Below are 24,136 nucleotides of genomic sequence, written 5' to 3' on the forward strand. Positions count from 1 at the left end.
CCTCAAGGCCGCGGCGGGATTTTCTGTTGCTCGTCTTACGCCCCTCGGTCAGCTTGGCTGTGAACTCACGGCGGAATGTCACGACATGACCCACCCCTTGTTTTCGAGCGCGCGTGCGACGGTCGCCGTTGCCGCTATCGCTATCCTGCTGCCGGCCTTGGGCGGCTGCGCCAGCACCCAACATCGTCTCGGGTCGCCCACAGTGGCAAACGCCACGCCGGCCTTGCCGGACATCTATGCTTCCCCCTCGGACGTTCCCACGGCGAATGTCGTGCGCACGGGCCGCTATCAGCTGGTCCCGCTGGCCCCGACCTCCGGTCAGCGGGATCTGCTGGCCCAAGCCGTATCCATCGATCTCCCCCAATCGATGCACCTGACGGTACGCGACGGCCTGGAACATGTGCTGAGGGATTCCGGGCTGCGTCTCTGCCCCCGCCAGGCGCAGGCCGGTTTTTTCTCCGAATCGCTGCCGGCGGTGCATCGCGAGCTCGGACCGACCACGCTGTCCGACGCCCTGCAGGTGCTCGCCGGCCCGGCCTGGCAGCTGCACGTCAATTTAGCCGATCGCACCGTGTGCTTTAGCCGGCGCAGCCAGGCGGCGATTGCAACGACACGCACGCCGGCCGCACCCAACGACGGTTCGGTCGTATCGGCGCGCGAGTGATCACGCGGCCCACGACCACGGTGACCGTTTCGTTCCAGTCCACGAGGCCCTGACCATGCGACACCGCACGCTTTCGATCGCTCTGTTGATTGCCGCATCGCTGACGCCGATCGCCGGCTGCAGCGATCACGACGAGTCGGCGAACACACCGGATCAAAACAGCGATCTCGCAGCCGACCAGACTACCGATCACGCCGGCAACCGCTCACACAACGATTCACCGATCCCGGTCAACGATCCCAACGCCAGCGATAAGTCGGAGGTGACTGCGGCGGCATCAAAACCCAAGCCACCAGCGCCTGACCGTGTCCGACAGCTGGCTCAGCAGATCGCCACGATCAAACAGACCCATCAGAAGCGCCTGAATGACCAGGCCCGGCGCATCGACGCACTGGAACAACAGGTCGCTGCACTCACCAAACGCCTGCAACGGCTGCCGCAGCCCGCGGCCCAGACGGATTCCGACGGACAATCGCCCCAAGCCGACAGCACGCCGGCCCCGGGTGCGGTCTCGCCGCAAGCGGGCGGCAACGACGCCACGGATGGTGGTAACAAAGACACATCGGCCGACGACGCCGATGTCGGCGACGCGAACGCCCCATCCGACGACGCGTCGCCGGCCGCGGGCCCGGTCTCCGGCGAGAATATCGTCAAAAACTGCCCCAACTCAGGCGGCTCGGATCAGCAATTCGACGTGTTCTTTCAGGCCGTGAACGCCGATGCGTTGGATGCCGCGGCCGACCAGGTCAAGTCGGCCGGGATCTCGGACTGGTTCGCGCGCGCCCGCATGCGCCGCCTCTTTGTCGGTCGTTACGGCAATTGCCCCTTGGCCGCACACCGCCGGGCCGACGTCCATCAGCGGACCGGCCTGGCGCTAAATATTCGGGCGGTCACCCCGCGCCGCACGAGCGCGACCCACAGCCGGGCGCGCGATTACGGCGCGCAGGGTCATGGGGCTTCGGCGGTGCGCCGTGCCGCGACACAAGCGATCCGGCCGCCGGTAGCCACTGATGCGCCGTTCGCGATTGTGGGCGTCGAAGTCCGCGGCACGCATCACTTTCTTGGCGTCGGGCCCCAGGGCGCGGCGCGCCTGTCCGGCGTGTCGTGGCTGACGCCCGGCGACGCCTACGGCACCTGGACGCTGCGCGCGATTCGTACCAATGCCGGCACGGCCACCTTCACGCACGACGGTCGCACGGTCGCCGTCGCCCTGCCGCGGCGAGGTTAAGCCATGGCTCGACGCTCGTTCATTGGCTTTTCGTTCGGCCTGACACTGGCGCTGTCCCTGCCGGCCGCGGCGCAGTCGGATCCGGCGCCGGCGATGCTCAAGCGGCCGACCACCACCGACCAGGCCACGCAATCACGCGAGACCCGCGAGAAAGCGATCACCAAGCAACGCGCACAGCAATGGGATCTGTCGGTGTCCGAATGGCAACGCTACAAGACGTTGCTTAAAGGCATCGACGGCTATCGCTCCGACAAGCTGGACCCGCTCACCGAACTCGGTATCCGGGCGCGCTCGACGGCCGAACGGCGCCGCTACGCGCGCAAGCTCGCCCGCCTCGAACACGAGCGCACCCAGCGCGTGCTCGCCTTCCAGAAAACCTATGACCAGGTCTTTTCCCAGATGTACGCCGGCCAAACACCGGTCAATGCCCAGGGCATGACCCAGGCCCTCATGGCCGGCCCGCAGTCCGCAGCCAAGCTGGGCCTGGATCAGTCGTCACGCCCGGCCATTGTAGTCCGCATCCATGACTGTTCGGCTTGCAAGCGCATCGTGCAAAAGCAGGCGAACTCTCAAATGCCTATGGACATCTACGTCGTGGATGCCGACAGCGACGACGCGATTCGCCGCTGGGCGATGCAGGTCGGCTTGAATCCAAAACGCGTGCGCAGTGGCGACATCACGCTCAATCACGCGCCGCAAAAGCTGGTACGCACCATCGATGCGGATTCGCTGCCGCACGTGTTCTCGCGCTGAATCATGCGCCGGTGCACCCTGCTTTGGCTTGTTTGGTGCGTGGCCCCGCTGGCGTTCGCCGGGCCGCACACCGTGCCGGCGGCGTATACGAACGCCGCCCACGCCCACCAGGTGCCGCCGGTGATGCTCTATGCCCTGTCGCTGACCGAATCCGCTACGACGCTGTCGTTCGGTCGCCGGCCCTGGCCCTGGACACTCAACATCGCCGGATCCGGCGAGCGCTATGCCACCCGCGCCGCAGCATGCCAGGCGCTGACCACCGCGCTCACACACACGAAGATCGTCGATGTCGGCATCAGCCAACTCAACGTGCATTGGCAGAAGACGCTGTTCAGTGCCGGCGGGCGTTTCGCCGATCCCTGTGCCGCGCTCAATCCCTACGCCAACTTGGATGCCGCGGCGGCGATTCTTTATCACTGTCATCAACGCCAGGGCGGCAGCTGGATTGACGCGGCGGGCTGTTATCACCGTCCCGCCGGCGGCGCCCCGGCCGCGCGCTATCGCGCGGCCTTCAAGCGCGAGCTCGCGCGATTGCGCAACGCGTCCGTGCACGTGGCGACCGGCCACACGTCACGCACGGCACGCGCACAGTCGGTCGCAGCGGCCGGCCCCGCGGCCGATGAGGCGCATGCGAGCAGCCCAAGCCGCGTGACTTGGATCAGTCCCACCCATGATAGCGGGAGTTCTCATGCGCTCGATTGATCGGACGCTGTTATGCGCTTTGATCGCCGGCCTGGCGCCGCTGGCCGTCGCCCAGGCCAAACTCACCGTGGTCGCCGACCACGGCGGACAATCGGCGCGGTCCTACTACGCCCCGATTGCCGGGGCCGGGGTCGACGAGCAACACGCCTACAGCGCCCGGGCCGAGGCGATGAGCCGCGGCCCCGTGCGCGAAGCCGACATGCTGCCGGTCCACTCGGACCGGCTCTCGCCCGGCTCGGTGCGCGCGCGACACCTGACGCTGCCGGCGGGCATGACCCCGTTTTTCATCATTGGCGCCGATCCACTGTCGTTGCGTTGGCTGAAACAACGGGGCGACCGCTTGCGGGATCTGCACGCCGTGGGCCTGGTCGTCAACGTCGATTCCGCGACCCAACTGAAACAGCTGCGCCGCATAGGCAAAGGCCTCGTGCTGCGGCCGGTGGCCGGTAACGACATCGCGGCCCGCCTGGACCTAGCGCACTACCCCCTCCTCATCACGCCCCAGGGCGTTCAGCAATGAGCCAACACGCGCCTCACCCCATCGATCAGTCGAGTGTCTATCACGAGAACGTCGAAGCCACCCGGCAAGGGGCCACCGATGCCATCCACGACGTGTTTCGGCGCGCCCGAGTCAATCTCTATGACGAGATTCGCCGCGAACAGGCGAACGGCGGTCGCACGGCGAAGGCGCTGCGCACGCCGTAATGGCCAGCGCGCATCCCATCGAAGCCAATCTGCGACCGGCCGTCGAGATCTATACGGCCGGCGCCTGCGGGCTGTGTGCGTTTGCCTGCGTGGTCTCGCCTTGGATGCTCGCGCTTGCTCCGAGCGTCGGCTACGGCATGGCCGGGGGTTTCGTGGTTTTCGGCGGGCATCGTTTCATCCAGGCCTGGCGGGTCATACGCTATCGCCGGGGCATGCGGCGTCTCCCGCGTTTCGCCGTGTCCGCTCGACGGATCCCGGTCAGCAAGCGCTATCTCTGGCTGGGGCGCGGTTTCCGCTGGCAGGTTCAGCACACGCGCCGGCTGTATGAAGCCCAGCAGCCCGAAGCGCAGTCTTTTCTGCGCCCGAGCCTGGCGTATCGCACCGCACGCGCCCTCGAAGCACCCCTGGAACGGCGGCATCTGACCTGGCTGGTGGATGCGCTGCGCGCCGATACAATCCTGAATCCGGTTCGCCCGCTGCCGCCAGTCGGTGGCGATCCGGCGCTGCATGCGGTCGAGCCCAACGAGACCGATATCTATATGCCGCTGGGCGAACGCGTTGGCCATACTCTGGTTCAGGGCACGACCCGTGTCGGCAAGACACGGTTTGCCGAAGTGCTGGTCACGCAGGACATCCGCCGACAGATTGGCGGCGGCGAGGTTGTGATCGTCATCGATCCCAAGGGCGACGCCGATCTCATGAAACGCCTATACGTCGAAGCCAAACGTGCCGGCCGACTCGATGCGTTCCGCGTGTTCCATCTCGGCTATCCGGAAGTCTCGGCGCGGTACAACGCGGTCGGCCGCTTTGGCCGGATCTCGGAAGTCGCCACGCGCTTGTCCGGCCAGTTATCCGGCGAAGGCAACTCGGCGGCCTTTCGGGAGTTCGCTTGGCGCTTCGTGAATATCGTGGCGCGAGCCCGGCACGCGCTGGGTTATCGGCCGACCTACGAACAGATCCTGGCCGACGTGGTGGCGATCGACGAGCTCATGATCGAGTACGGCAAGCACGCCCTGCCTGCGGTTGACGAGACCGCCTGGCAACAGATCATCGAGATCGAAGGCGGGCTCAACGAGAAGAAAATCCCCCGCAACATGCAGGGGCGGGATTATCGCGTGGTCGCGATCGAGATCTACCTACAGCGCAACAAGGTTGCCGATCCCGTGCTGGCGGGCCTCAGATCCGCCGTGCGCTACGACAAGACCTATTTCGACAAGATCGTGGCCTCGCTGTTGCCGCTGTTGGAAAAATTGACCACCGGCAAGACCGCCGAGCTCCTATCGCCGGATTACAACGATATCGACGACGAACGGCCGATCTTCGATTGGCGTCAGGTGATCCGTCAGCGCGGTATCGTCTATGTCGGCCTGGACGCCCTGTCAGACTTCGAGGTCGCCCAGGCCGTGGGTAATTCCATGTTCGCGGATCTGGTCTCGGTCGCTGGCGACATTTACAAGCGCGGCGTCGACGACGGTCTGCCCGGCGCGGATCCCGACACCAAACCGACGATCAACCTGCATTGCGACGAGTTCAACGAGCTCATCGGCGACGAATTCATTCCGCTCATGAACAAGGGTGGCGGCGCCGGGATCCAGGTCACGGCCTATACCCAGACCCTGTCCGATATCGAAGCGCGGCTCGGCAACGCGCCCAAGGCGCGCCAGGTCATCGGCAACTTCAACAACATTGTCATGCTGCGCGTGCGCGAGGAAACCACCGCCCAGCTGCTCACGCGCCAGCTGCGCGAAGTTATGGTCAGCGCCCGGATGCTGGTCTCCATGGCCTCGGACAATTCCGATGTCGATACCGACACCGATTTTTCCTCGAGCGGCGGCGATCGCGTGTCGACGATACCCAAGCCCATGCTCGAGCCCGCCGATGTGGTGTCACTGCCCAAGGGTCAGGCGTTCGCCCTGATCGAGGGCGGTCAGTTGTTCAAGATCCGCATGCCGCTGCCCAAGGCCGAGGACTCGGCGGAACTCCCGAACAACCTGTCCGAGATCGCCGAACACATGCGCGAGCGCTACCAGACCGCCGATCACTGGTGGGACGATGTCGCCCCGCCGCCGATCACGATCGATAACGCGGCACCCACCGGATTCGCGTCGCCCGGCGCGTCGGGCGCCGATACCGATGCTGATGCAAGACAGCCCTCGGCTGCCCCGGCCAGTGCCTGGGCCGGCGACGACATTCACGACCTCGCGCTCGACACCGACGACGAGGATTAAGCATGGCGCGCGGTCGTGATAGCCATCCGGCGAAGAAAAGCCCGACCTGGTTCGGCTGGGCCGTCGGCCTGCCGTTTCGGATCATCGCCGTGGTCGCCGTGTCGATGTTGACCTCGATTGCGGTCGAATGGATCGGTATCTATTGCGGCTGGTGGAGCCAGCCGGGAGCGCGCCACGCGCAGGGCGTGCTCACCCACGAGCTCGGCTGGATCGATACGCAGTTCACCCGCTCGCTGATCTTCGCCCGCCCGGTGGATAGGGCCCGCCTGGTCATCACCGAGGTCTATGACGCGGTCTTTGTCTGGACCGGCATCGCGCCCTCGTTTGCCGCACACACCAGCAGCGAGGGTTGGGCGGCCACGATCGCCACCTACGGCCAGGCCGGGATCGACGTCTCGCTCGTGGTCCTGGTACGCGTATTCATTCTCACGCTCACCGTGCCCCTGTTCGTCATGGCCGCGTTCGTGGGCATCGTCGACGGCCTGGTCCGGCGCGATCTGCGCAAGTTCGGCGCCGGGCGTGAGTCGGCGTTCATCTATCACCACGCCAAACGTCTGACCGGCCCCGTGTTCATCCTCGGTTGGCTCATTTATCTGTCGGTGCCGTTCTCGGTCAACCCGAACACGTTTCTTGTGCCCTGCGCACTCTTGTTCGGCTTATTGATCTCCGTGACGACCGGCTCGTTCAAGAAATATCTCTAGGTGTGATCCAGGCCCGGCTTAACGGCACTGGGCGAGCCTCGAAAAAATTCCGACGCCCGCTGCAGGGGTTTTTTGTCACACCGTGCGCCCGCTTTGGAAGGATGCGGCCCACGTCCTAGTCAGCCATCACGAGGGCCATCGACGTGACTGATGCCACTTCTTCTCGAGCCGGGCTGAAACTCGCCATCGCGCTGACGATCGGCGGGGTGGCCGCGGGCAGCGCATGCCAGGCCGCGAACGCGGCCGAACCGCGCGATCCGATCCAGCGCGAGGACATCGCCCTGATCGAAAAACAGCTGGCCCGCATCAATACGGTCATCGACCGGCTGGCCGTCCGACAACGTGAACAATCCGGCCGACGCGTACTTCTCGATGTCGGCCGGTTGCGGGCCGATGTGAACAACATCCGAAACGGCCTGCGGGCTTATCTCGCGCCGCCGCGACTGCCGCCCCGCCAGCCGGCGCCGCTGTCCGGCCAATATCTGGCCCAGGATCCCGGCCCCCGTCCATGAGCCCGAGCGCGGCCTTCGACAGCGCCGCCGGCGGCTCGACATCGACCATCGCCTTAATCGCGGTCGGCGTCATTGCCACCGCGATCCTGCTCTGGGCCGGCTGGGCTTTGCTTTCGGTGTATCTGGGCTGGGCGAAGACCCGCTTGGATACGCCCATCGCGCAGCGTGCCGTTGTGCGCATCGTCGCGCTGACCCTCGTGATCCTCTGGATCGCGCTTTCCAACCTCTGACCCACGGGGGAGCTGCACTATGCAACGCCTTATCAAACTGACCACTTTTGTTCAGCGGCTCGCCTTGGCGCGAACCCTCGGACACACCTTAGGCCGCACCCGAACGCGCCTGTCCGCTGCGCTTCTGGCACTGGCCATCCTGCCGCAGATCGCGCTTGCCGATCTGCCCAGCATCGAACAGCCGAGCAACGGCGGTGGCGGTGGCAGTCTTTACGACAACATCCAGGGCTATCTCGCCGATGCCGCGGTCCTGCTCGGCCTGATTCTGACCACGGCCGGGTTCCTGGTGGTTGCCGGGAGTGCGCTCGGCAAGTTCCGGGAGGCCACCAAGCGCGGTGAATGGGGCGAGTTCGCCACCGTCGTCGTGGTCGGTGTCGTGCTCGTCGTGATCCTGATCTGGCTCGCCAACAAGGCGTCCGACATCCTGGCGTAAGGCGCGTATTTCATGGCGGACCAACACACCATCGCGTTCGTGCCGACCCGGCTCAACAAGGCCCCGATTGTCTTTCGCGGCATGACGGGCCGCGAGGTCGGCCTGGTGGCGGTCAGCGGCCTACTGGCCGGCATTCCGCTCGGCATTATCGGCTGGTGGGCCATCGGCATGATCGCGATGTTGCCGACCGTGATGTTCGTGTTCGCCGGCATCGCGATCTGGTTCGGCGGCACGCTCATGCGTCGGCTGCGGCGCGGCCGGCCCGAGACCTGGCTGTACCGCCGCCTGCAGTGGATCGCGGCCCAGCGCGGCTTCAACAGCGCCGGGCTGATCACCCGGACCGCGACCTATCGCCCTCGCCGCGATCGCAGCTTTCATACCGGGGAGCCCCTGTGAGCAAGTTCCGCCACGGCAACGCGGCCCGCGACGCACATATCAATTCGCTGCGCGTGATCATCGCGGTGCTGGCGATCCTGCTATGCGGCGCGGGTTACGGCTGGTATCAGGCCCCGCAGGATCTGACGATTCATAATCCGCCGGATCTGCGCAGCGGCTCGACCCGCAAGTGGTGGCAAGTCCCGCCCTCCACGGTCTACTCCTTCGGCCTGTATATCTGGCAACAGATCAATCACTGGCCCAAGGACGGCAAGGTCGATTACAAGGCTAATCTGCAGCGCTACAGCGCGTATCTGACGCCCAGCTGTCAGAGCCAGCTCGCCCGCAACTACAAGCGGCGTGTGCATCGCGACGAGCTTGATGATCGCATGCGCACCCTCCAGGAGATTCCCGGCCACGGTTATCAACCCGACGACGTCACGATCCTCGATCGCGATCGCTGGATCATCTCGCTCAATGCCGAGATCAACGAATATCTGCAGGGAACCCCGGTTCGCGATCTGTATATCCGTTATTTCCTGCGGGCGGTGCGAGCCGACGTCGATCCCGAAACCAATCCCTTCGGCCTGCAACTGGACTGCTTTGCCAAGCCGGCGGTGCGCCTAAGCTGGCCGCATAAGACACCGGCCTCCGAGACCACCAATATCAGCCCGGCCGAGGCCGGTACCGGGGAGGATGATTCCTGATGAAACCCGCCCATCCAACCGATCGCAGCTACTGGCGGGCGTTGTTCGGCGTGCTCGTGCTCGCCTTGACCGCGTTTACGAGCGCCCACGCGACCGATATTCGGCACTCGAAGCGCGAGCCCATCGACATCAAGCTGCCGGTCGGTACCGAACGCATCGTGGTCTTCGGCCACGAAGTCCGGGTCGGCCTGCCGCCGAAAATCGCCAATCCCGACGTTTTGCGCGTGCAGTCGACGGGCGGCGCGGTGTATCTGAAAGCCAAAAAGCCATTCGATACCCAGCGCGTCCAGATCCAGGACATGACAACCGGCCAGATCCTGTTGTTCGATCTGTCGGGCGTGAAACACGCGTCTGACGAGACCGTGAAAGTCGAGATCGATCCCGATCAGACGTCGAAGGGCCAGGCTTCCGGCGGCGCCGATCAGGGGTCGACGTCGCAAGCCCAATACAAACCGGTACCGCCCGACGCGTTCCCCGGCGGATCGCGTTATCAGGGCGCGCCGATTCCGGTGGCGCTGGTCCGCCACGCCGCACAGGCGCTGTATTCACCGCAGCGGATTGTGGCCGGAAGCCGCCGGATTCATCGCATCGCGGTGGCCCATGGCGGCATTTCAGGCTTGCTGCCAGCTTATCCAGTGGCCGCTAAGCCGCTCGCCGCATGGCGCGAAGCGCCCTACACGGTGACCGCGATCGAAATCACCAATCGCGATCCCAACCGACGCTTTCAGCTCGATCCGCGGAATCTCGCCGGCGCCTTCTATGCGGCCAGTTTCATGCACGACACGGTCGGGCCGGCCGGCGCGCTGATCGATACCACAACGCTGTTCGCGGTAACGAAAAACGGCGGGCTGTCCGATGCGCTGACCCCGCCGGCGGGCGATAGGGCAACGGAGGCCGATGATGCAGATTAAGTCCAATGCCCTGCTCAAGTTCGGCGTGCCGGTATTGATCGCCATCGGTTTGGTGCTCGGCCTGCGCTCCTGCCTGCACCGCGGTGACGATCAAACGGCCACGGCCGACAAGAAACAGGGTCCGGCCACCCGCCAGTTGACCGAAAGCGAGCGCAATGCGCTTGGCGTCGAGGCCGACAGCCCCAAGGACACGGTCTCGACGCTGGTCGCACAGGTACAGCAGATGCGACAGCAGTTAGCCGACTCACAGAAGCAGTCGGAAAAGCTGCGCGAACAGAACGAGCAGCTGGCCAAGCAAAAACACAATATGCAGGGCGCGATCAACAACGCTCTGGCCAAGCAACAATCGGAAAGCCGGCATCAGCGTAGCTCACTGGTGGAGTCGTTGAATCGCAAGATCGAAGGTCTGCGCGCGACGATCAACATCGACTCCGATGACAACAAAAACAACAACGACATGCCGGTCGGCCTCGGCCTGAACGACGAGACGCCGGCCGACGCTCAGGGCGGGCTGTCGTGGGTCAATCCGCTGGGAGTCAGCGCCGCAAGCGCCGGTTCCGAGGATGGCAACGGTCAATCCGACAACGGCGGCTCGGCGTTTTCGACGGCGTTCGCCTCCGGCAAACAGGCGGTGGCCTCGGCCGGCCAACGCGCCGACCGGGCCCTGTCCGGTAACGACAACCAGGCCGCGGCCGGCACGCCGGTTTATACCGTACCGAAGAACGCGACGCTGGTCGGGTCCGTGGCCATGACCGCCCTGCTCGGCCGTGTGCCGATCAACGGGTCGGTCACCGACCCCTATCCCTTCAAAGTGGTCATCGGCCCGAAGAACCTGACCGCCAACGGTATCCAGTTGCCCGAGCTCAAGGGCGCGATCGTCTCCGGCACGGCCACCGGCGACTGGACGCTGTCGTGCGTGCGCGGGAAGGTCAAGTCGATCGCGTTCGTCTTCCAAGACGGCACGATCCGGACCGTGCCGAAATCCGACACGCCGGGCGAAGGCGGCTCCAATGACAGCAATGATGACGAGATCGGCTATCTGTCCAATCCCCAGGGCGTGCCCTGTGTCGCCGGCACGCGCAAGACCAATGCGCGCTCATTCATCCTGACGAGTCTGCTGCTGTCGGCCGGTGCGGCCGGCGCCAACGCTTATGCCGGCGGTGAGACCACCACCAGCGTATCGGGCCTCGGTACCACCACGGGCGTCACCGGCAATGTCGGCAAGTATATCGCCGGTTCGGCGGCGTCCTCCGGCCTTAACGAAGTGCGCCAGTGGATCCAGAAACGCTTTGGCCAGACTTTCGATGCCGTCTATGTCCCGCCGGGCCAGGCCGTCGCGGTGAACATCGACAAGCAGCTGCCCATCGACTACGAACACCAAGGACGGAAGGTGCATTATGCGCATCCCACACGCGCAAGCAGCCTCGATTAGCGGCCTCGCGCTGACGGCGGCCATGGCCCTGTTGGGCTGTGCGACCTCGCAGGAGGAGTTGCTGCCGACCCACGGCACGACCATGGCCGGGATCTGGCAGAACACGACCACCGGTCGAGCTTCGCCAGCGTCAGACGGCGACAGTGACGGTGATCACACGACGAATCTACAACGTGCCCGCTCGGCGCTGCGCCGGCCGCTCGGCGCGCAGAAGCTGACTGCCGAGCGCAGCGCCTACACGCGCACCGCGACCAACGAGATTCACAGCCAGTTCTCGCGACTGCCCAATCCGGATTTGACGCTCTATATCTTCCCGCATCTTTCGGGCGGATCGGGCGAACAGGTGCCGGTGCCCGGCTACACCACGATCTTTCCGCTGTATGGCCGGCCGCACTATGGCCAACCGGGCGAGCGCACCGCTTATCAGCCGATTGCCGATCATGGGAGCAGCCCACAATGAGCACGCCGGTCGACGCGCTATTCGGTCCAATCTTCCGATTGCTGCCGAGTAAGCGATTCCATCAGGCCAGCGCCGACGCCGGCGACGGCCACACGCCGCAGCCGGATCCCGTCGACGACACGAACAGCCAGCACGGTCAGCCGCGCGGCACGCCGCTCACGCGCAGCGAAATCAGGCAATCCTATGACCGCGGGCCCTCATTCAGCCGTTACTTGCCCTTCGTGGAGTATCTGGCCGAATCGGGCTGTTTCCTGCTCGAGGACGGGATGTCGGTCGGCATCGCGGCCGAGATTCGGCCGGTCCCGACCGAGGGCCGCTCGCAGGACGCCCTGTCGGCCGTGCGCGATCAGATCGAATCGGGATTCCAGGACGGCCTGCCCGAGTACGACAACAATCCCTGGGTGATCCAAATCTTCGCGCGCGACGAGATCGATCCGACCCACGATGTGAATGCGTTGCGGGCCCATGCCGCGCCGCATCTGGCCGATGATGCGTTCACCCAGGCTTGGCTGAATGGTATGGCCGATCATCTGCACACGATTTCCCGGCCGGGCGGCATCTTTCACGATGGCCGAATCACGAATACACGCTGGCGCGGCCAGACGCGCCGCGTGCGGCTGCTACTGTATCGCTGGCTCGGATCGAGCGTTGAGGCGCCGGTCGCCGAGGACGAGGCCAACCGGGTCTATGACCGGGTGACCGCGGCCCTGTCCGGCTCGGGTGTGCATATCGAGCGTATGGATGGCGCGGCCGTCCATCACTGGCTGCTGCCCTGGTTCAATCCGGCGCCGGCCAGTGACCCGGACGATCCGGATCCGTTCTATCAACGCATGACCTATCCCGGTGACGACGAGATCGCGGCGCTCGCGCACTACGATCTCGGCGAAGACGTGATCCACAACAACCCGGTCGGCGACGTCGAGACCGGCGTCTGGTATTTCGACGGTCTGCCGCATCGGGCGATTCCGGTCGAGGAAATGCGCCGGGCACCCGACGTCGGTCATATCACCGGCGAGATGTCGCGTTCCAAGGGCCAGGCCTACAACGCGATCATGGATCAGCTGCCCGAGGACACGATCATGGCACTCACGATCGTGGCCACGCCCCAGGAGCCGCTGGAAGACCATATCAACCGGCTGCGCGCCAAAGCCGTGGGCGACAGCGTCAAAGCCACACAGGTCCGCCATGACTGCGACAAGGCGCGGGCAATGCTGGCCGAACAACATAAGCTGTATCAGTACGCCCTGACCTTTTTCATCCGGGGCGACAACGATGCGGACCTGCGGCGACGCATGCTCACCCTGACCACCCAGCTGCAACAGGCCAAGCTCAAGCCGGTCGCGGCCGAAGACGAAGTCGCACCACTGAATACCTACCTGCGCTGGCTACCCATGGCCTACGACCCGGCCGAGGACAAGCACGCCTGGTATACCCAGCTGGCTTATGTGCAGCATCTGGCCAACCTGACGCCGTTTTTTGGGCGTTCGCGCGGTACCGGCCATCCGGGGCTGTCGTTCTTCAACCGCGGTGGCGGCACGTTCTCGTTCGACCCGCTGTCGCTCGACGATCGCGCCAAGAACGGGCATATGCTGATATTCGGACCCACCGGCGCCGGCAAGTCGGCGACGTTGAACGCGATCTTTTCCCAGGTCATGGCACTGCGCAAGCCGCGGCTGTTCATCATCGAGGTCGGCAACTCCTTCGGCCTGCTGGCCGACGATCTGGCCCGGCATGGCCTGTCGGTCAACAAAGTGAAACTGGCGCCGGGCGCGGCCCCGCCCCTGCCGCTGTTCGCCGACGCCCATCGGCTGCTCGCGGCGGATGCGGCTCAGGCGCGCAGCGTGTTTGACCGGGCCGACGATCGCCATTCGGATGAACCCGCACCGGTCGCCGAAGACGAGGATGACGACAGCGAGCGCGATCTGCTGGGCGAGATGGAGATCACTGCGCGGCTGATGATCACCGGCGGCGACGCGAAGGAGGACGCGGAGTTCCGGCGCTCCGATCGGCGCCTGGTCCGCGATGCGATCTACAACGCGGCCGTCACCACGAAGGCCGAGAACCGCCAGTGCCTGGCCGAGGACGTGCGCAATGCGCTGTATGCACTGTCGCGCAGCGAGGATCTGCCCGATGTCCGCCGGGCCAAGGCCCACGACATGGCCGAATCCATGGGCCTGTTGTGCGACGGCTTCGACGGCCAGGTGTTCAACCGCGAAGGCGACGCCTGGCCGGAGTGCGACGTGACCGTAGTCGATCTGGCCCATTATTCGCGGGACGGCTACGAAGCCCAGCTGGCGCTATCGGTGATCAGCCTCACCAACATCATCATCGGCATCGCCGAGCGCGACCAGTATTCCGGGCGACCGATCATCCAGGCGATCGACGAGTGTCACGTCGTCACCGTCAACCCGCTGCTGTCGCCCTATCTGGTCAAGGCCGGAAAGATGGGCCGCAAGCTGTCCTACTGGATCTGGCTGGCAACCCAGAACCTCGAGGATTTCCCGGACGCCGCCACACGGCTGCTCAACATGATCGAGTGGTATGTCTGTCTGGTGACGCCCCCCGATGAAATCGAGCAACTGGCGCGTTTCAAAACGCTGTCGGCTGACCAGAAACAGCTGATCCGGTCGGCGACCAAAGCCAACGGCAAATATACCGAGGGCGTGGTACTCGCGGATCGCCTCGAGGCGCTGTTCCGGATCGTGCCGCAAAGCCGTTATCTGGCGCTGGCCGGCACCGAGGGCGAGGAAAAAGCCGAGCGCCGCCAAGTGATGAACGAGCTTGGCTGCAGCGAGCTTGATGCGGCGTTGCATATCGCCGCGAAGATGGACAAAGCGCGCGGCATGAAATCGACCGCCGGCGCCAACCATCAGGGCGCATCATGAAACCGAATCGTCTCGACGCGTCCCAGGTACGCGCGCCGTTCAAGACGGTCAGAGGCAAGCGGGGTGTCAAATTCCGCCAGGCGTCGGTTATTGCCGCGCTCGCGGTCACGACACTCTGCGCGGGTTTACTGCTCGCGAGTCTGCCGGCGATGGCCAAGACCGAGGTCTTCATGATCGCGGGCGTGCCGGTCACCCATGTCCCGGATGGCGTGACCGTGGTCGAGCTCGACCAGCCCTCGCGGCTCGACAAGCAGCTGTCGGACGGCCTGCCCGGCACGCAAGACGCCGCCGCTCGGGCGGTTCAGAAGCGTCTGTCCCGCTTCAGAAAATCCTATGGCCAGGCCTACGAGGGCCTTTTGCGGGCCTGGCGTCTGGGCGTGACGAAAGTACCGGCCGTCGTGGTTGATGGCCGGTACGTCGTCTATGGCCAACCAAACGTCAAAGCCGCGGTCGCCGAGATCCACCGGGCCGCAGCCAGGGAGAAATGATCATGAGTCATCGACGCACCCCGATTCTACTGTTCGCCGCGCTGACGCTGCTCGTGAGTGCGTCCATCGTGCCACGCTCGGCCCGGGCCATCGATACCGGTACGATCGTTGCCTCGGCGGCCTCATGGAACTGCCTGGACTATAAAGTCACTGGCGTCTGCGTATGGCTGACCTGTACACCGTTCGGCTGCTATACGCAGACCAGCGTCAAGGTCCGGCACTACATGCCGGATCTGGTGGTGTCGGTGTATCAGCAGACCGGCGACAATCCCTGGTCGGTGATTTCGCCCCTGGCACCCAGCAACGCCACGGCCCAAGCGGGTGGCAACCAGACCGAGGGTCGGGCCGGCCGCGATCACCGTAACGTCCGGTTCAAGAACGCCGACGCGGTGGGCCATCCCGCCGCGGCCGGCTTCGATCTGCTGTCGAGTGTGGGCTATACCTGCGACTCCGCGGCCACGCCGATGCAGCCCTATTTCCTGTCGGTCTTCGATTCCCTGGCTTGGCGTGGCGGCGTGCCGGAGTCGGGTTACCCCGAAGCTCTGACGCCCGGTATGCGGGAAGTCGGGTCGACCGGTGACATCTGGGGCAACGTCTATCCCCGCTCGGGCTTCATCAATCAGGCCAACGACTACAAGGCTGCGGCCGTGATCGCCCAGCGTGTGGCCGACTTCGTCACGCGCGAGGGGCAGCCGCATGTATACACGCCGCTGAACGCGAGCCCACGTGCGGGCTACTGGCCGCCGGATCCGATCACCGAGGGTGATGCGTCGACGGGCAAATGGCAACGCCTGCAACCCGACCGGACCCAATCGTGCTCGGCGTTTCCCGATCGCGGCATCACGGCCAGCTTTAGCGACGTGCTCGCCGACGACGGCGACTACGTCTGGGCGTTGTGGCGGCCTTATGAATGCTGCCAGCGCCGCGGCCAGGAACTGATTTTTGCCAGCTAGGGAGACCCCGATGAGCCATTTCCGGTCTTCAACTCTGCGCACCGCACTGCCGATGGCGCTGATGCTGTGTATCACGATGGTGGCCGGCTGCGGGTCCGATGTCGGGCCGTCCGCCGACACGGTGCGCCTGGACGTTCTCGATCGTCTGAATCAACGCTTTCACGGCCTGCTCGATATTGACCAGTTCACGGTCGACCACCGCAATCAGTTGAGCGAGAACCGTATTCAGTTCCATGCCACGGCGAGCTACAAGCTCAATGTCGAACAGATACAGCACGCCCAACAGGCTAACCGGGTACTCCCCGGCTACAACGCGGCGTTGGACCGGGCCCGGCGTAGTGCCGGCACAACCGAACCCATGATCCTGCTCTATCGCCGCGCCGGCGATGAGCTCTGGCAGTTGTCCCGGATCCAGCCGGGCCACCAATAAGGGGGAGACGCCATGTTGCGCGATCGACTTGCACGACGCCGCACGCTGACTGCTGGTATGGCGATTGCCGGCGCAGTATGCCTGATGCTGCCACCAATCGCCTCATCGGCCTCCGGCGACGATCTTTACTACCAGATTGGCGGCGGTGGCCCGGTGAGCGCGTCGGCCGGCCGCGGCTATCAGCCCGGCAGCCTCGGGCTGGGCATCAACTGGAATCAAGGCTCGGCCTGCAGCGGACTCGATCCGCAGGCGACCGTCGCCAATCAGCTCAACGGCGCAACCCGCGGCTTTCAGGACATGATGGGCTCGGTCGTGCAGAACGCCACCGGCGCGGTGGCCGCCCTGCCCGCCATGATCATCCAACGCGCCGCGCCCGGTCTCTATGACCTGCTGTCCAACGGCGTGCTACAAGGTCGGCTGGATTTCAACAAAGCCAAGACGTCGTGCAAGGCCATGGCCAAGCGCGCCGCCGATGCGATCACGTCGGGCGGCTGGCAGCAACAGGCCCAGGCCGAGAATTGGCAGTATACGGTCGCGACCAATGGCGATGCCGTGGCTGCCGAGCAGACCGTCGAATCCCAGGGTGGCGACAAGGGCGTGACCTGGGTCGGCGGTGAAAAGCGCGGCGGCACCGCGCAGCAGCCGGTTAAGGTAACCCACGATACCGCCGTGGCCGGCTACAACATCCTGCACGGGCGTTCGGATCCGACCAGCACGCAACCGGTATCCGGCGGTGGCCAGGGCTGGGGCAGCGTGCCGACGTCCAGCGGCGCGTGGCCTGGCAGCGGCGGTTCCGGGCCGGGGGGGATCAACGCCGGCACGGGTACCGGGTGTCACGGTGGCATGTGCACCGTCTGGGGCTCGCCCACCGAGGCCTCAGACTGGATTACCGATGTCGTCGGCGAGAAACAGATCCGGACCTGCAGCGGCTGCGAGAAGGTTGAGTCGAAGTCCGGTACCGGCCTGATGCGCGCGCTCGAGGACCAGCAGGACGCGATCGAGCAGAAACTGACGGCCATGGTGAACGGCAGTCAGCCGATCACGGCCGCCAAACTGCGCGAAGTCTCAGCGGGCGCCACCTTGTCGGTCTCCCGCGGCGTCATCAAATCGCTACAACATGACCCGCAGGGGCCACTGTTGACACATCGTCTGGCCGCCGAGATGGCGTTGGCGCGCACGCTCACGCAAGCCCTCTGGGCCCGGCGAATCATACTAGCCGGCTCGGACGAGCCCGGTATCGCCAACAACAGGGAAGGCCAGGACGCCATCGACGGCGAGTTGACCCATCTCGATCGCGGGATCCAGGCACTGCGCACCGAGATGGAGGTCCGCCGGGCGCTGGCCCACAACGCCGCCGCGATGGCCTTGACCCGCAACCGCGGTGCCGCCGATCGCGGCGCGCCGGCCAACACGCGGACAGGCGATCGCGAGACCGACAGCCGGGGCGCTATCGATGGCAGCCAGTAGAGCCAGCCGGATCGGCGCCTGGACGGTCTTTGTGTTCGCCTGGGCCGCGGTCCTCGTCGTGGCGCTCGCGCTCGTTGCGGTTGGGGTATCAATGGCCGACGGCGCGGTTGCCTTCAGCCACTGCCTGACCCGCATCGCCCCTTACGCCCTGCTCTGGCGTATCGGCATCTATGTCGTCATCGGCACGCTCTATATCACGCGCTGGCGCCCGCGGCTGCGCGCTCTGCAGAACCGTCAGACGGACGGCGGTGAGGCCGCACACCAACGACTCGTTCGTGTCGAGCGGATGTTCCTGGTGGTGATCGTCGCGGTCGAGGTGGCGAATGCACCCGATCTCATCGACTGGATGATGGCGGGCTGACGGAGGTTGTGATGAGCGTGGATCTGTCCGTATTCGATTTTTTCGAGAACGTCGTGCTGATGCTCGGCTGGATCGTGAACAACGCGATCTGGGGCGTCTTGAATAAAACGATGCTCGCCGCCTTGCCCTTTGCCGCGCTCATTCTGCGAGAGTGGTATACCGCACGCCGCGAAGGCGAGGACGAAGGCAACAAGGGGCTGCTCGCGCTCAACCGGATCGAAACCACGCTGTACGCGATGCTTTTGGTGTATGCGTTTGCTGCGGTGCCCCTGATGAGCGTGCAGTTCGCACCGGCGAATTACGATCAACAGCATTATGAGAAGTGCGGCATCAAGGTGGGCACCGGCGGCACGTCCACCGGCGCCGGCGCGTCCCTGGGCGGCAAAACCGCCGATATTCCATTGTGGTGGGCCTTCGTTCACGCAGTGTCGAACGGCGTGACCAATGCCGCGCTTGCAGCCCTGCCCTGTGATACCGACTACCAGTATCTGCGCACCGAGCTCGATCGCACGGCGATCCAGGATCCGACCTTGCGCAGCGAGGTCGTCCGGTTCCAGCGTTGGTGTTACGGCCGATCGCGCACCCAACTGTTCCGCAAATCCACGAGTCTGGACGCGGCCACGGCGAAGGATACGGATTGGATCGGGTCGCATTATTTTCTAAATACCGCGGGCTATTACGACAGCTTTCAGTCCCATCGGCCGGTCAAGGGATTTGCTTACAACGCCTCGCGCGATTCCGGCTTCGGGACCGGCCCATCGCAAGGCGGGTATCCCACCTGCAAACAATGGTGGTCGGCGTCCGGGAACGGGCTCAAGGCCCGATTACACGATCAGATCGACCCCAACCTCTGGCAGAATATCCATGCAGCGTTCACGTCGGCCACGGCTGACGACTATGCCATTCGGGCCCTGCTGAACACACAGGGCGGGATGGCGAACGGCAATTCGGGCAGCGATGTCGTGTCCGGTTCCGGCGGCGGTAATGAACTCAACAGTACCGTCGGAACCGTGGCCGGCGCGATCGGCGCCGGCCTGGGCTGGCTCCCCGCGGAGGGCATGAAAGATGTCGCCGCGCGTGCCATGCCCATGGTTCAGTATCTGCTGATGATGGCGATGGTCATCGCCATGCCCGTCTTGATCGTGATCTCCGGGTATAGCTTCAAGGTGGCTGGGATTCTGACGTTTTCCTACTTTGGTCTGGCGTCCTTGACGTTCTGGTTCGGCCTGTCCCGCTGGCTGAGCAATAACCTGGTGGCCATGCTCTACCAGAGCAACGCAGCCAAGCTCGGCTTCATGGCCGGGCTCACCAATGCTTATGACATTTCTATTCTGACCCTGGTGCAGGCGTCAATGGTGGTGGTGCTTCCCACGGCCTGGCTCGCGATGCTGGGGTGGGCTGGTGCTGGGGCCGGTAGTGCGTTGGGAGGTGCCATGAAACAAGGTGGGAACGAAACAGGAAATGCTGGCAAGCAAGGTGGCCAGAAAACTCAAAGCACGGTCTCGGGAGGGAAGCTGTAAATACAGCTTCCCTCTTGGAATGACGCTAATGATCATCCCGTTCATCAGAGCATATGAATGTGTCTCCGCGATACCAACCTGGGCCGGCAAGCCCATATCGCCATTCCAGGTCGCCATCATGATTGCTTTTAGGAATTCCATTCTTGAGCATCAGGCCCAGAATCGCTGCGACCGCCAGCACGATTAGAACGCTCTGCCAGTTCATGATGGCCAAGACGATGACCGTCGCCGCGAGTGCCACAGCGGCGCCAACACCGAGCCAGCGCGCCATCGTTCGAAACCGCCCTTGGGGCGCCGCGGTCGACTGCGTCTGTGCGTTGTTGTCCGTGGTCATATCGCCTCCCTTTGAGACTTCTCCACTACAAAGCATAGCTCTGCCGGCGTATACCGGTAAACGGGCAACCGCTTCACTCCGACTTCACGTTGTTTTGCAGCGCCGCGTCTTTCGTATCTACAGCCGCATATTCGGATCCATAGCCGCATGGAGTATGCGCACAATGTCTAGATTGGTGGCCCGCGTGCGATACCAAACGACGTGCGAACCCATCGGAACGCTGCGTAGCCCCTGACGTATCTCGTCACGTAGCCGCCCGAGCTCCGGATTTTCGCTCAGTTGCTCGAATAGACGATCCACTTCATCCGAATAGCGCAGCCACTGCTCGTGGCCCCATCGCTCGCTCGTGTATTGCTGAATCTTTCGCAGATCCGTCGCCGCCGCTGGCGATAGACGGACGGCCTTAACCGGCATCCAATTCGGCTTTCAGGCTTTTCCAATCGGTATGCTCACCCCGGTCCAGCTGCCCGATTCCGGTATCGAGCTCGGCGCGCAACGCGGACAAGCGCGTTTCCTGGTCCTCCATTTGACGTAGTGACTCGCGGATGACTTCGCTGACGTTGCTATAGCGACCGCTGGCCAATTGTCTCTGAACGAATTGCTCGAAATGCGAGCTCAGAATGACGCTGGTGGTGCGTGGCATTGCATGGCCTCCTGCCAACTGTATTATCAAATAGTACACCTGGTGCGGGTCGGGTGCGAAGTATCTTTAGCGTCTCTGATCGCTATATATGTCAGGGCGGGCGAACGTTCGCCGCCGAACTAGCACCCCACGGACCTGAAAGACACCCTTGGGCATCCGCCGCATGCGGCCGCTGAGGGTGGGGCACCGCTTCCCGTTTTCTTGCCGAACCACGAGCCCTCAGGCGCGCATTCTCGGCGTGATACGCCGACGGGATCGAGCCGACGGTCCCAACCGAGGAATTCCCAAACGGTCGATTCGGCTTATAACCCGGCTTTGTTCATGGAGGCTCGACGTTCGGCCGGATAGTTCTGAACCGACTGTTGACACGGCGGCACGATTTTGGCCAACCTATATATGTCAACCCTACCGCTGGGTATAAAGCGGCCCTTAAAGCCTCGCCGGATCGTGCGACGAGGCGGCTTTCGAGCTTCGATCCAAACTTCGTCATCGACTGCCGCTCTGCTGGCGGTTCTTTGCCCACCCAGGGAAATATCATCCCTGGGGATCGGTGTTTCCCGCTCTCCGGAGAAACACCATGGCTTATCTCACCGAGGACGATCGTCAGACAATCCTCAACCGGGTGCATACCCATTTTATCGTCAATCGGCAGCCCGCCGGGCGGCTGAGCGGTGCCAGCTGTATCTATCGCAGCTACGACGACGAGGAACGTCTTGTGTCGTGTGCGATCGGTATTTGCGACACCGAAGGGCGACCCGATCGCGAACCGCTAGTCAACCTGTCGGTTTGCCAATTATACGATCAGGATGCCGACGCGCTTTTCGATGTCTTCGGCCAGGCCGATCTCACGATCTCTGATATTGGCTTTCTGGCCGGTGTTCAGGGCGAGCACGACATCGCCGTGAAGAACGCGGCGGGGTCGGATCGCGTCTTCGACACGTTCTTCATCGACGAACTGGCACATCGGCTCGATCGTTTTGCCGGCGAACAAGGCCTCAATTCGCCGTGTTCGCCGAGTAGCCTCGGCACCGGCTGAATTGCTGACGCGAGACTTTTCACCCACCCCGGGGCAATTCCACCCCGTGCGGCGTGGTGTCTGCCCCTATTCACCAAGGAGCAACACCATGCCCTATGCAATTGACGAATCCGTCGACGGCCAGTCCATTCTCCTCACGGCAACGTGGGTTCCCGACCATCAACGGATGCGGTTCCTGCCTCGGTTTTTCGGCCGTGGCGCGAACATGCTGATCGGCGAATCCCTGGTTTACAACGCGCTGTCCGACTTGGCGCCGGACTACGATGGCGGCTATTGGACGTTTTACGAATTGAGCAACGGCGGCTATTACATGGCCCCGGATCTCGATTGCGACAGCATCCGGATCTGCTGTGCCGGCAACGGATACGAAGGCGACATGTCGCCCGATGCCGCCGGCGTCGTCGCGACACTTTTTGCACTCAATGCGTTGGTCTGGAAGACGCGCAGCCCAAGGCACGAGGAGATGTTCGATCGGCTGAGAGATTATGCCGGCGACCATACCGAAGGCCCGGCCATCTTCGCGGCCATCGACTGATCTGACTGCCTACCCGCTCGTTTCCAGCGAGCATTTTCGACCCACCGCGGGGCGCCCGACGCCCCGCTGGGCGTGGTGTGCCCTTTTTTCCAAGGAGCAAAACCATGCTGCTATCCATCACGCCGGACGAGTCCGCCATCGTCCAACAAGCCATCGAGATCATCGAGCGCGGACTCATTAAAAGGAACGTGCTCTCCGATCCCGCAGCCACGCGCGACTACTTGCGCTTGCAACTCGCCCGCCTCGAACACGAGGTCTTCGGGGCGATTTTTCTCGACACCCGGAACCGTGTCATCGATAACCAAACGCTGTTCCGGGGCACGCTTGACGGCGCTGCGGTCTATCCGCGAGAAGTCGCCAAGGAGTGTCTGATGCACAACGCCGCCGGCGTCATCTTCTACCACAACCATCCGTCGGGCGTGGCCGAGCCTAGCGCGGCTGATCGCGACATTACGCGTCGGCTCACCGAGGCGCTGGCTCTGTTCGATATTCGCGTGCTTGATCACCTCATCGTAGGCGAAACCACCACGTCGATGGCTGAGCGCGGACTGATCTAGTTCGCGTCCGCCGGGCGTTTCATACGCCATATCGGACAGTTTCAGCTGTCTTCATCCACCTGCGGGGAACACAGTGTCCTTGGCGGGCTCCGGTGTTCCCCTTTTTTACAGGAGCAGCACCATGGGATGGTTAATCACACAAGGCCAGACGAAGGCCGAACTCATCCAGCATCTCACCGAAGGTGATCCCAACCTGCGCACGCATCGCAAATGCGTGCGGGGCAACGTGCTCTGGACCGTTCAGGAAAACCTGAAATACCCCGAGTTTGGTCGATTGATCGTCGCTTATCTGATGGTGCGCAATCCGGGCTATGGCTGGGGCTACAAACCCGTCACCGAATCGATGGGACCGGCCGAGCTCTCGTGCCCGGTGTCCTATCTCGACGAGGTGCCGGTACCCGGCAGTGAGTTCGCCGCACCGTGGCGAGCGCGTGTTCGCCGGCGTCATGCCGACAAACAACGCCTCAAGCGCACGGTGACCGCGGCATCCATCGGCGACCAAGTCACGCTCACCGAGGGCTGTGTGCCGCAAACGGTGACGCTGGCCTCCAAGAAGCCGCTGATTGGTCGCGCCGACGACGGTTCACACTGGCGGATTCCACGCCAGTGCATCGCGTCGATCAAACCAGCAGTCTGATCCACATCCAGGCCCCTTTCGAGGGGCCTTCCTTTTTCCTCACATTCGCTGTGGAAAACCTCGAATTTCGACCGCGCAATCGCTGACAGGTCGCGGCTCGACTGGGTGCTGGTCAGTTTCTGACCATCGCCGCGCCACGGTCCGGCCCAAACTCCGACACCGTGCCGTTAGATGTTGTATTGCCTGTCATGTCGAGACCGCACAGATTGCGTGTGACACTTGAGGCGATGAGACGCCCCATGCGGCTAC

Annotated in this window: 30 protein-coding genes; 27 read left to right on the plus strand and 3 right to left on the minus strand. The window is 63.9% G+C overall.

Features of this window, described 5'->3' with window-relative positions; all coding sequences use genetic code 11:
- The first annotated feature begins 85 nt into the window (after positions 1–85).
- The 23 genes from pilL2 to ACFOSU_RS16355 all read left to right on the plus strand — a co-directional run bounded on the left by pilL2 (position 86) and on the right by ACFOSU_RS16355 (position 20,145).
- Entirely contained in the window at positions 86–664 is a 579-nt protein-coding gene (gene pilL2 / locus ACFOSU_RS16245; RefSeq protein ID WP_353250997.1) for a PFGI-1 class ICE element type IV pilus protein PilL2, read from the plus strand.
- A 55-nt stretch (positions 665–719) separates the two neighbouring features.
- The gene (locus ACFOSU_RS16250) at positions 720–1,892 is read left to right on the plus strand and encodes a hypothetical protein (protein WP_380690979.1); all 1,173 of its coding nucleotides are present in this window, start codon (positions 720–722) and stop codon (positions 1,890–1,892) included.
- Between the two features lie 3 nt (positions 1,893–1,895).
- Positions 1,896–2,645, plus strand: coding sequence for a TIGR03759 family integrating conjugative element protein (locus tag ACFOSU_RS16255; RefSeq protein ID WP_380690980.1), 750 nt, complete (start codon positions 1,896–1,898; stop codon positions 2,643–2,645).
- A 39-nt stretch (positions 2,646–2,684) separates the two neighbouring features.
- Positions 2,685–3,347 (plus strand): transglycosylase SLT domain-containing protein, encoded by a 663-nt coding sequence (locus ACFOSU_RS16260; RefSeq protein WP_380690981.1) that lies wholly within the window; start codon positions 2,685–2,687, stop codon positions 3,345–3,347.
- Positions 3,334–3,867 carry an integrating conjugative element protein gene (locus ACFOSU_RS16265; RefSeq protein ID WP_353250993.1) on the plus strand — a complete coding sequence of 178 codons (534 nt, stop codon included), beginning with the start codon at positions 3,334–3,336 and terminating at the stop codon, positions 3,865–3,867. The genes ACFOSU_RS16260 and ACFOSU_RS16265 overlap by 14 nt, the downstream gene beginning before the upstream one ends.
- Positions 3,864–4,052 (plus strand): hypothetical protein, encoded by a 189-nt coding sequence (locus ACFOSU_RS16270; RefSeq protein WP_353250992.1) that lies wholly within the window; start codon positions 3,864–3,866, stop codon positions 4,050–4,052. Before ACFOSU_RS16265 ends, ACFOSU_RS16270 begins: the two co-directional genes overlap by 4 nt.
- The gene (traD, locus tag ACFOSU_RS16275) at positions 4,052–6,280 is read left to right on the plus strand and encodes a type IV conjugative transfer system coupling protein TraD (protein ID WP_380690982.1); all 2,229 of its coding nucleotides are present in this window, start codon (positions 4,052–4,054) and stop codon (positions 6,278–6,280) included. The genes ACFOSU_RS16270 and traD overlap by 1 nt, the downstream gene beginning before the upstream one ends.
- A 2-nt stretch (positions 6,281–6,282) precedes the next feature.
- Positions 6,283–6,981 (plus strand): TIGR03747 family integrating conjugative element membrane protein, encoded by a 699-nt coding sequence (locus ACFOSU_RS16280; RefSeq protein WP_380690983.1) that lies wholly within the window; start codon positions 6,283–6,285, stop codon positions 6,979–6,981.
- Positions 6,982–7,187: 206 nt separating this feature from the next.
- Positions 7,188–7,493: an integrative conjugative element protein, RAQPRD family gene (locus ACFOSU_RS16285; RefSeq protein WP_380690984.1), complete on the plus strand. Its 306-nt coding sequence runs from the start codon at positions 7,188–7,190 to the stop codon at positions 7,491–7,493.
- Positions 7,490–7,723: a TIGR03758 family integrating conjugative element protein gene (locus ACFOSU_RS16290; RefSeq protein WP_380690985.1), complete on the plus strand. Its 234-nt coding sequence runs from the start codon at positions 7,490–7,492 to the stop codon at positions 7,721–7,723. Before ACFOSU_RS16285 ends, ACFOSU_RS16290 begins: the two co-directional genes overlap by 4 nt.
- 19 nt (positions 7,724–7,742) lie before the next feature.
- Entirely contained in the window at positions 7,743–8,156 is a 414-nt protein-coding gene (locus ACFOSU_RS16295) for a TIGR03745 family integrating conjugative element membrane protein (RefSeq protein ID WP_380690986.1), read from the plus strand.
- 12 nt (positions 8,157–8,168) lie between these two features.
- Positions 8,169–8,552, plus strand: a complete 384-nt coding sequence (locus ACFOSU_RS16300) for a TIGR03750 family conjugal transfer protein (protein ID WP_380690987.1) — start codon at positions 8,169–8,171, stop codon at positions 8,550–8,552.
- Positions 8,549–9,238, plus strand: a complete 690-nt coding sequence (locus ACFOSU_RS16305) for a PFL_4703 family integrating conjugative element protein (protein ID WP_380690988.1) — start codon at positions 8,549–8,551, stop codon at positions 9,236–9,238. The genes ACFOSU_RS16300 and ACFOSU_RS16305 overlap by 4 nt, the downstream gene beginning before the upstream one ends.
- Entirely contained in the window at positions 9,238–10,149 is a 912-nt protein-coding gene (locus ACFOSU_RS16310; protein WP_353250984.1) for a TIGR03749 family integrating conjugative element protein, read from the plus strand. Before ACFOSU_RS16305 ends, ACFOSU_RS16310 begins: the two co-directional genes overlap by 1 nt.
- Entirely contained in the window at positions 10,136–11,581 is a 1,446-nt protein-coding gene (locus ACFOSU_RS16315; RefSeq protein ID WP_353250983.1) for a TIGR03752 family integrating conjugative element protein, read from the plus strand. The genes ACFOSU_RS16310 and ACFOSU_RS16315 overlap by 14 nt, the downstream gene beginning before the upstream one ends.
- Positions 11,547–12,041: a TIGR03751 family conjugal transfer lipoprotein gene (locus tag ACFOSU_RS16320; RefSeq protein WP_380690989.1), complete on the plus strand. Its 495-nt coding sequence runs from the start codon at positions 11,547–11,549 to the stop codon at positions 12,039–12,041. Before ACFOSU_RS16315 ends, ACFOSU_RS16320 begins: the two co-directional genes overlap by 35 nt.
- Positions 12,038–14,926, plus strand: coding sequence for a conjugative transfer ATPase (locus ACFOSU_RS16325; RefSeq protein WP_380690990.1), 2,889 nt, complete (start codon positions 12,038–12,040; stop codon positions 14,924–14,926). The genes ACFOSU_RS16320 and ACFOSU_RS16325 overlap by 4 nt, the downstream gene beginning before the upstream one ends.
- Positions 14,923–15,414 carry a TIGR03757 family integrating conjugative element protein gene (locus tag ACFOSU_RS16330; RefSeq protein ID WP_380690991.1) on the plus strand — a complete coding sequence of 164 codons (492 nt, stop codon included), beginning with the start codon at positions 14,923–14,925 and terminating at the stop codon, positions 15,412–15,414. The genes ACFOSU_RS16325 and ACFOSU_RS16330 overlap by 4 nt, the downstream gene beginning before the upstream one ends.
- Before the next feature lie 2 nt (positions 15,415–15,416).
- A complete protein-coding gene (locus ACFOSU_RS16335; protein ID WP_380690992.1) occupies positions 15,417–16,367 on the plus strand; it encodes a TIGR03756 family integrating conjugative element protein in 951 nt (316 codons plus the stop codon).
- 10 nt (positions 16,368–16,377) lie between these two features.
- Positions 16,378–16,797 (plus strand): hypothetical protein, encoded by a 420-nt coding sequence (locus ACFOSU_RS16340; protein WP_353250978.1) that lies wholly within the window; start codon positions 16,378–16,380, stop codon positions 16,795–16,797.
- 12 nt (positions 16,798–16,809) lie between these two features.
- Positions 16,810–18,264 (plus strand): hypothetical protein, encoded by a 1,455-nt coding sequence (locus ACFOSU_RS16345; RefSeq protein ID WP_380690993.1) that lies wholly within the window; start codon positions 16,810–16,812, stop codon positions 18,262–18,264.
- Positions 18,251–18,625 (plus strand): hypothetical protein, encoded by a 375-nt coding sequence (locus ACFOSU_RS16350; protein ID WP_380690994.1) that lies wholly within the window; start codon positions 18,251–18,253, stop codon positions 18,623–18,625. Before ACFOSU_RS16345 ends, ACFOSU_RS16350 begins: the two co-directional genes overlap by 14 nt.
- An 11-nt stretch (positions 18,626–18,636) precedes the next feature.
- On the plus strand, positions 18,637–20,145 hold the full coding sequence (locus ACFOSU_RS16355; RefSeq protein ID WP_353250975.1) for a conjugal transfer protein TraG N-terminal domain-containing protein: 1,509 nt from the start codon (positions 18,637–18,639) through the stop codon (positions 20,143–20,145).
- Between the two features lie 25 nt (positions 20,146–20,170).
- Here the strand turns inward: ACFOSU_RS16355 and ACFOSU_RS16360 are convergent, their stop codons facing one another.
- The 3 genes from ACFOSU_RS16360 to ACFOSU_RS16370 all read right to left on the minus strand — a co-directional run bounded on the left by ACFOSU_RS16360 (position 20,171) and on the right by ACFOSU_RS16370 (position 21,122).
- Positions 20,171–20,479 carry a hypothetical protein gene (locus tag ACFOSU_RS16360; RefSeq protein WP_380690995.1) on the minus strand — a complete coding sequence of 103 codons (309 nt, stop codon included), beginning with the start codon at positions 20,477–20,479 and terminating at the stop codon, positions 20,171–20,173.
- A 117-nt stretch (positions 20,480–20,596) separates the two neighbouring features.
- On the minus strand, positions 20,597–20,893 hold the full coding sequence (locus tag ACFOSU_RS16365; protein WP_380690996.1) for a type II toxin-antitoxin system RelE/ParE family toxin: 297 nt from the start codon (positions 20,891–20,893) through the stop codon (positions 20,597–20,599).
- Positions 20,883–21,122 carry a type II toxin-antitoxin system ParD family antitoxin gene (locus ACFOSU_RS16370; protein ID WP_353250972.1) on the minus strand — a complete coding sequence of 80 codons (240 nt, stop codon included), beginning with the start codon at positions 21,120–21,122 and terminating at the stop codon, positions 20,883–20,885. The genes ACFOSU_RS16365 and ACFOSU_RS16370 overlap by 11 nt, the downstream gene beginning before the upstream one ends.
- A gap of 577 nt (positions 21,123–21,699) precedes the next feature.
- Here ACFOSU_RS16370 and ACFOSU_RS16375 point away from each other — a divergent pair.
- The 4 genes from ACFOSU_RS16375 to ACFOSU_RS16390 all read left to right on the plus strand — a co-directional run bounded on the left by ACFOSU_RS16375 (position 21,700) and on the right by ACFOSU_RS16390 (position 23,887).
- Entirely contained in the window at positions 21,700–22,158 is a 459-nt protein-coding gene (locus ACFOSU_RS16375; RefSeq protein ID WP_380690997.1) for a hypothetical protein, read from the plus strand.
- 88 nt (positions 22,159–22,246) lie between these two features.
- A complete protein-coding gene (locus ACFOSU_RS16380) occupies positions 22,247–22,693 on the plus strand; it encodes an antirestriction protein (RefSeq protein ID WP_353250970.1) in 447 nt (148 codons plus the stop codon).
- Between the two features lie 104 nt (positions 22,694–22,797).
- Positions 22,798–23,250: a JAB domain-containing protein gene (locus ACFOSU_RS16385; RefSeq protein ID WP_380690998.1), complete on the plus strand. Its 453-nt coding sequence runs from the start codon at positions 22,798–22,800 to the stop codon at positions 23,248–23,250.
- A 79-nt stretch (positions 23,251–23,329) separates the two neighbouring features.
- The gene (locus tag ACFOSU_RS16390; RefSeq protein WP_380690999.1) at positions 23,330–23,887 is read left to right on the plus strand and encodes a DUF6927 domain-containing protein; all 558 of its coding nucleotides are present in this window, start codon (positions 23,330–23,332) and stop codon (positions 23,885–23,887) included.
- Positions 23,888–24,136 lie beyond the last annotated feature (249 nt).

This window comes from Salinisphaera aquimarina (genome assembly GCF_042643355.1).
GTDB lineage: Bacteria > Pseudomonadota > Gammaproteobacteria > Nevskiales > Salinisphaeraceae > Salinisphaera > Salinisphaera aquimarina.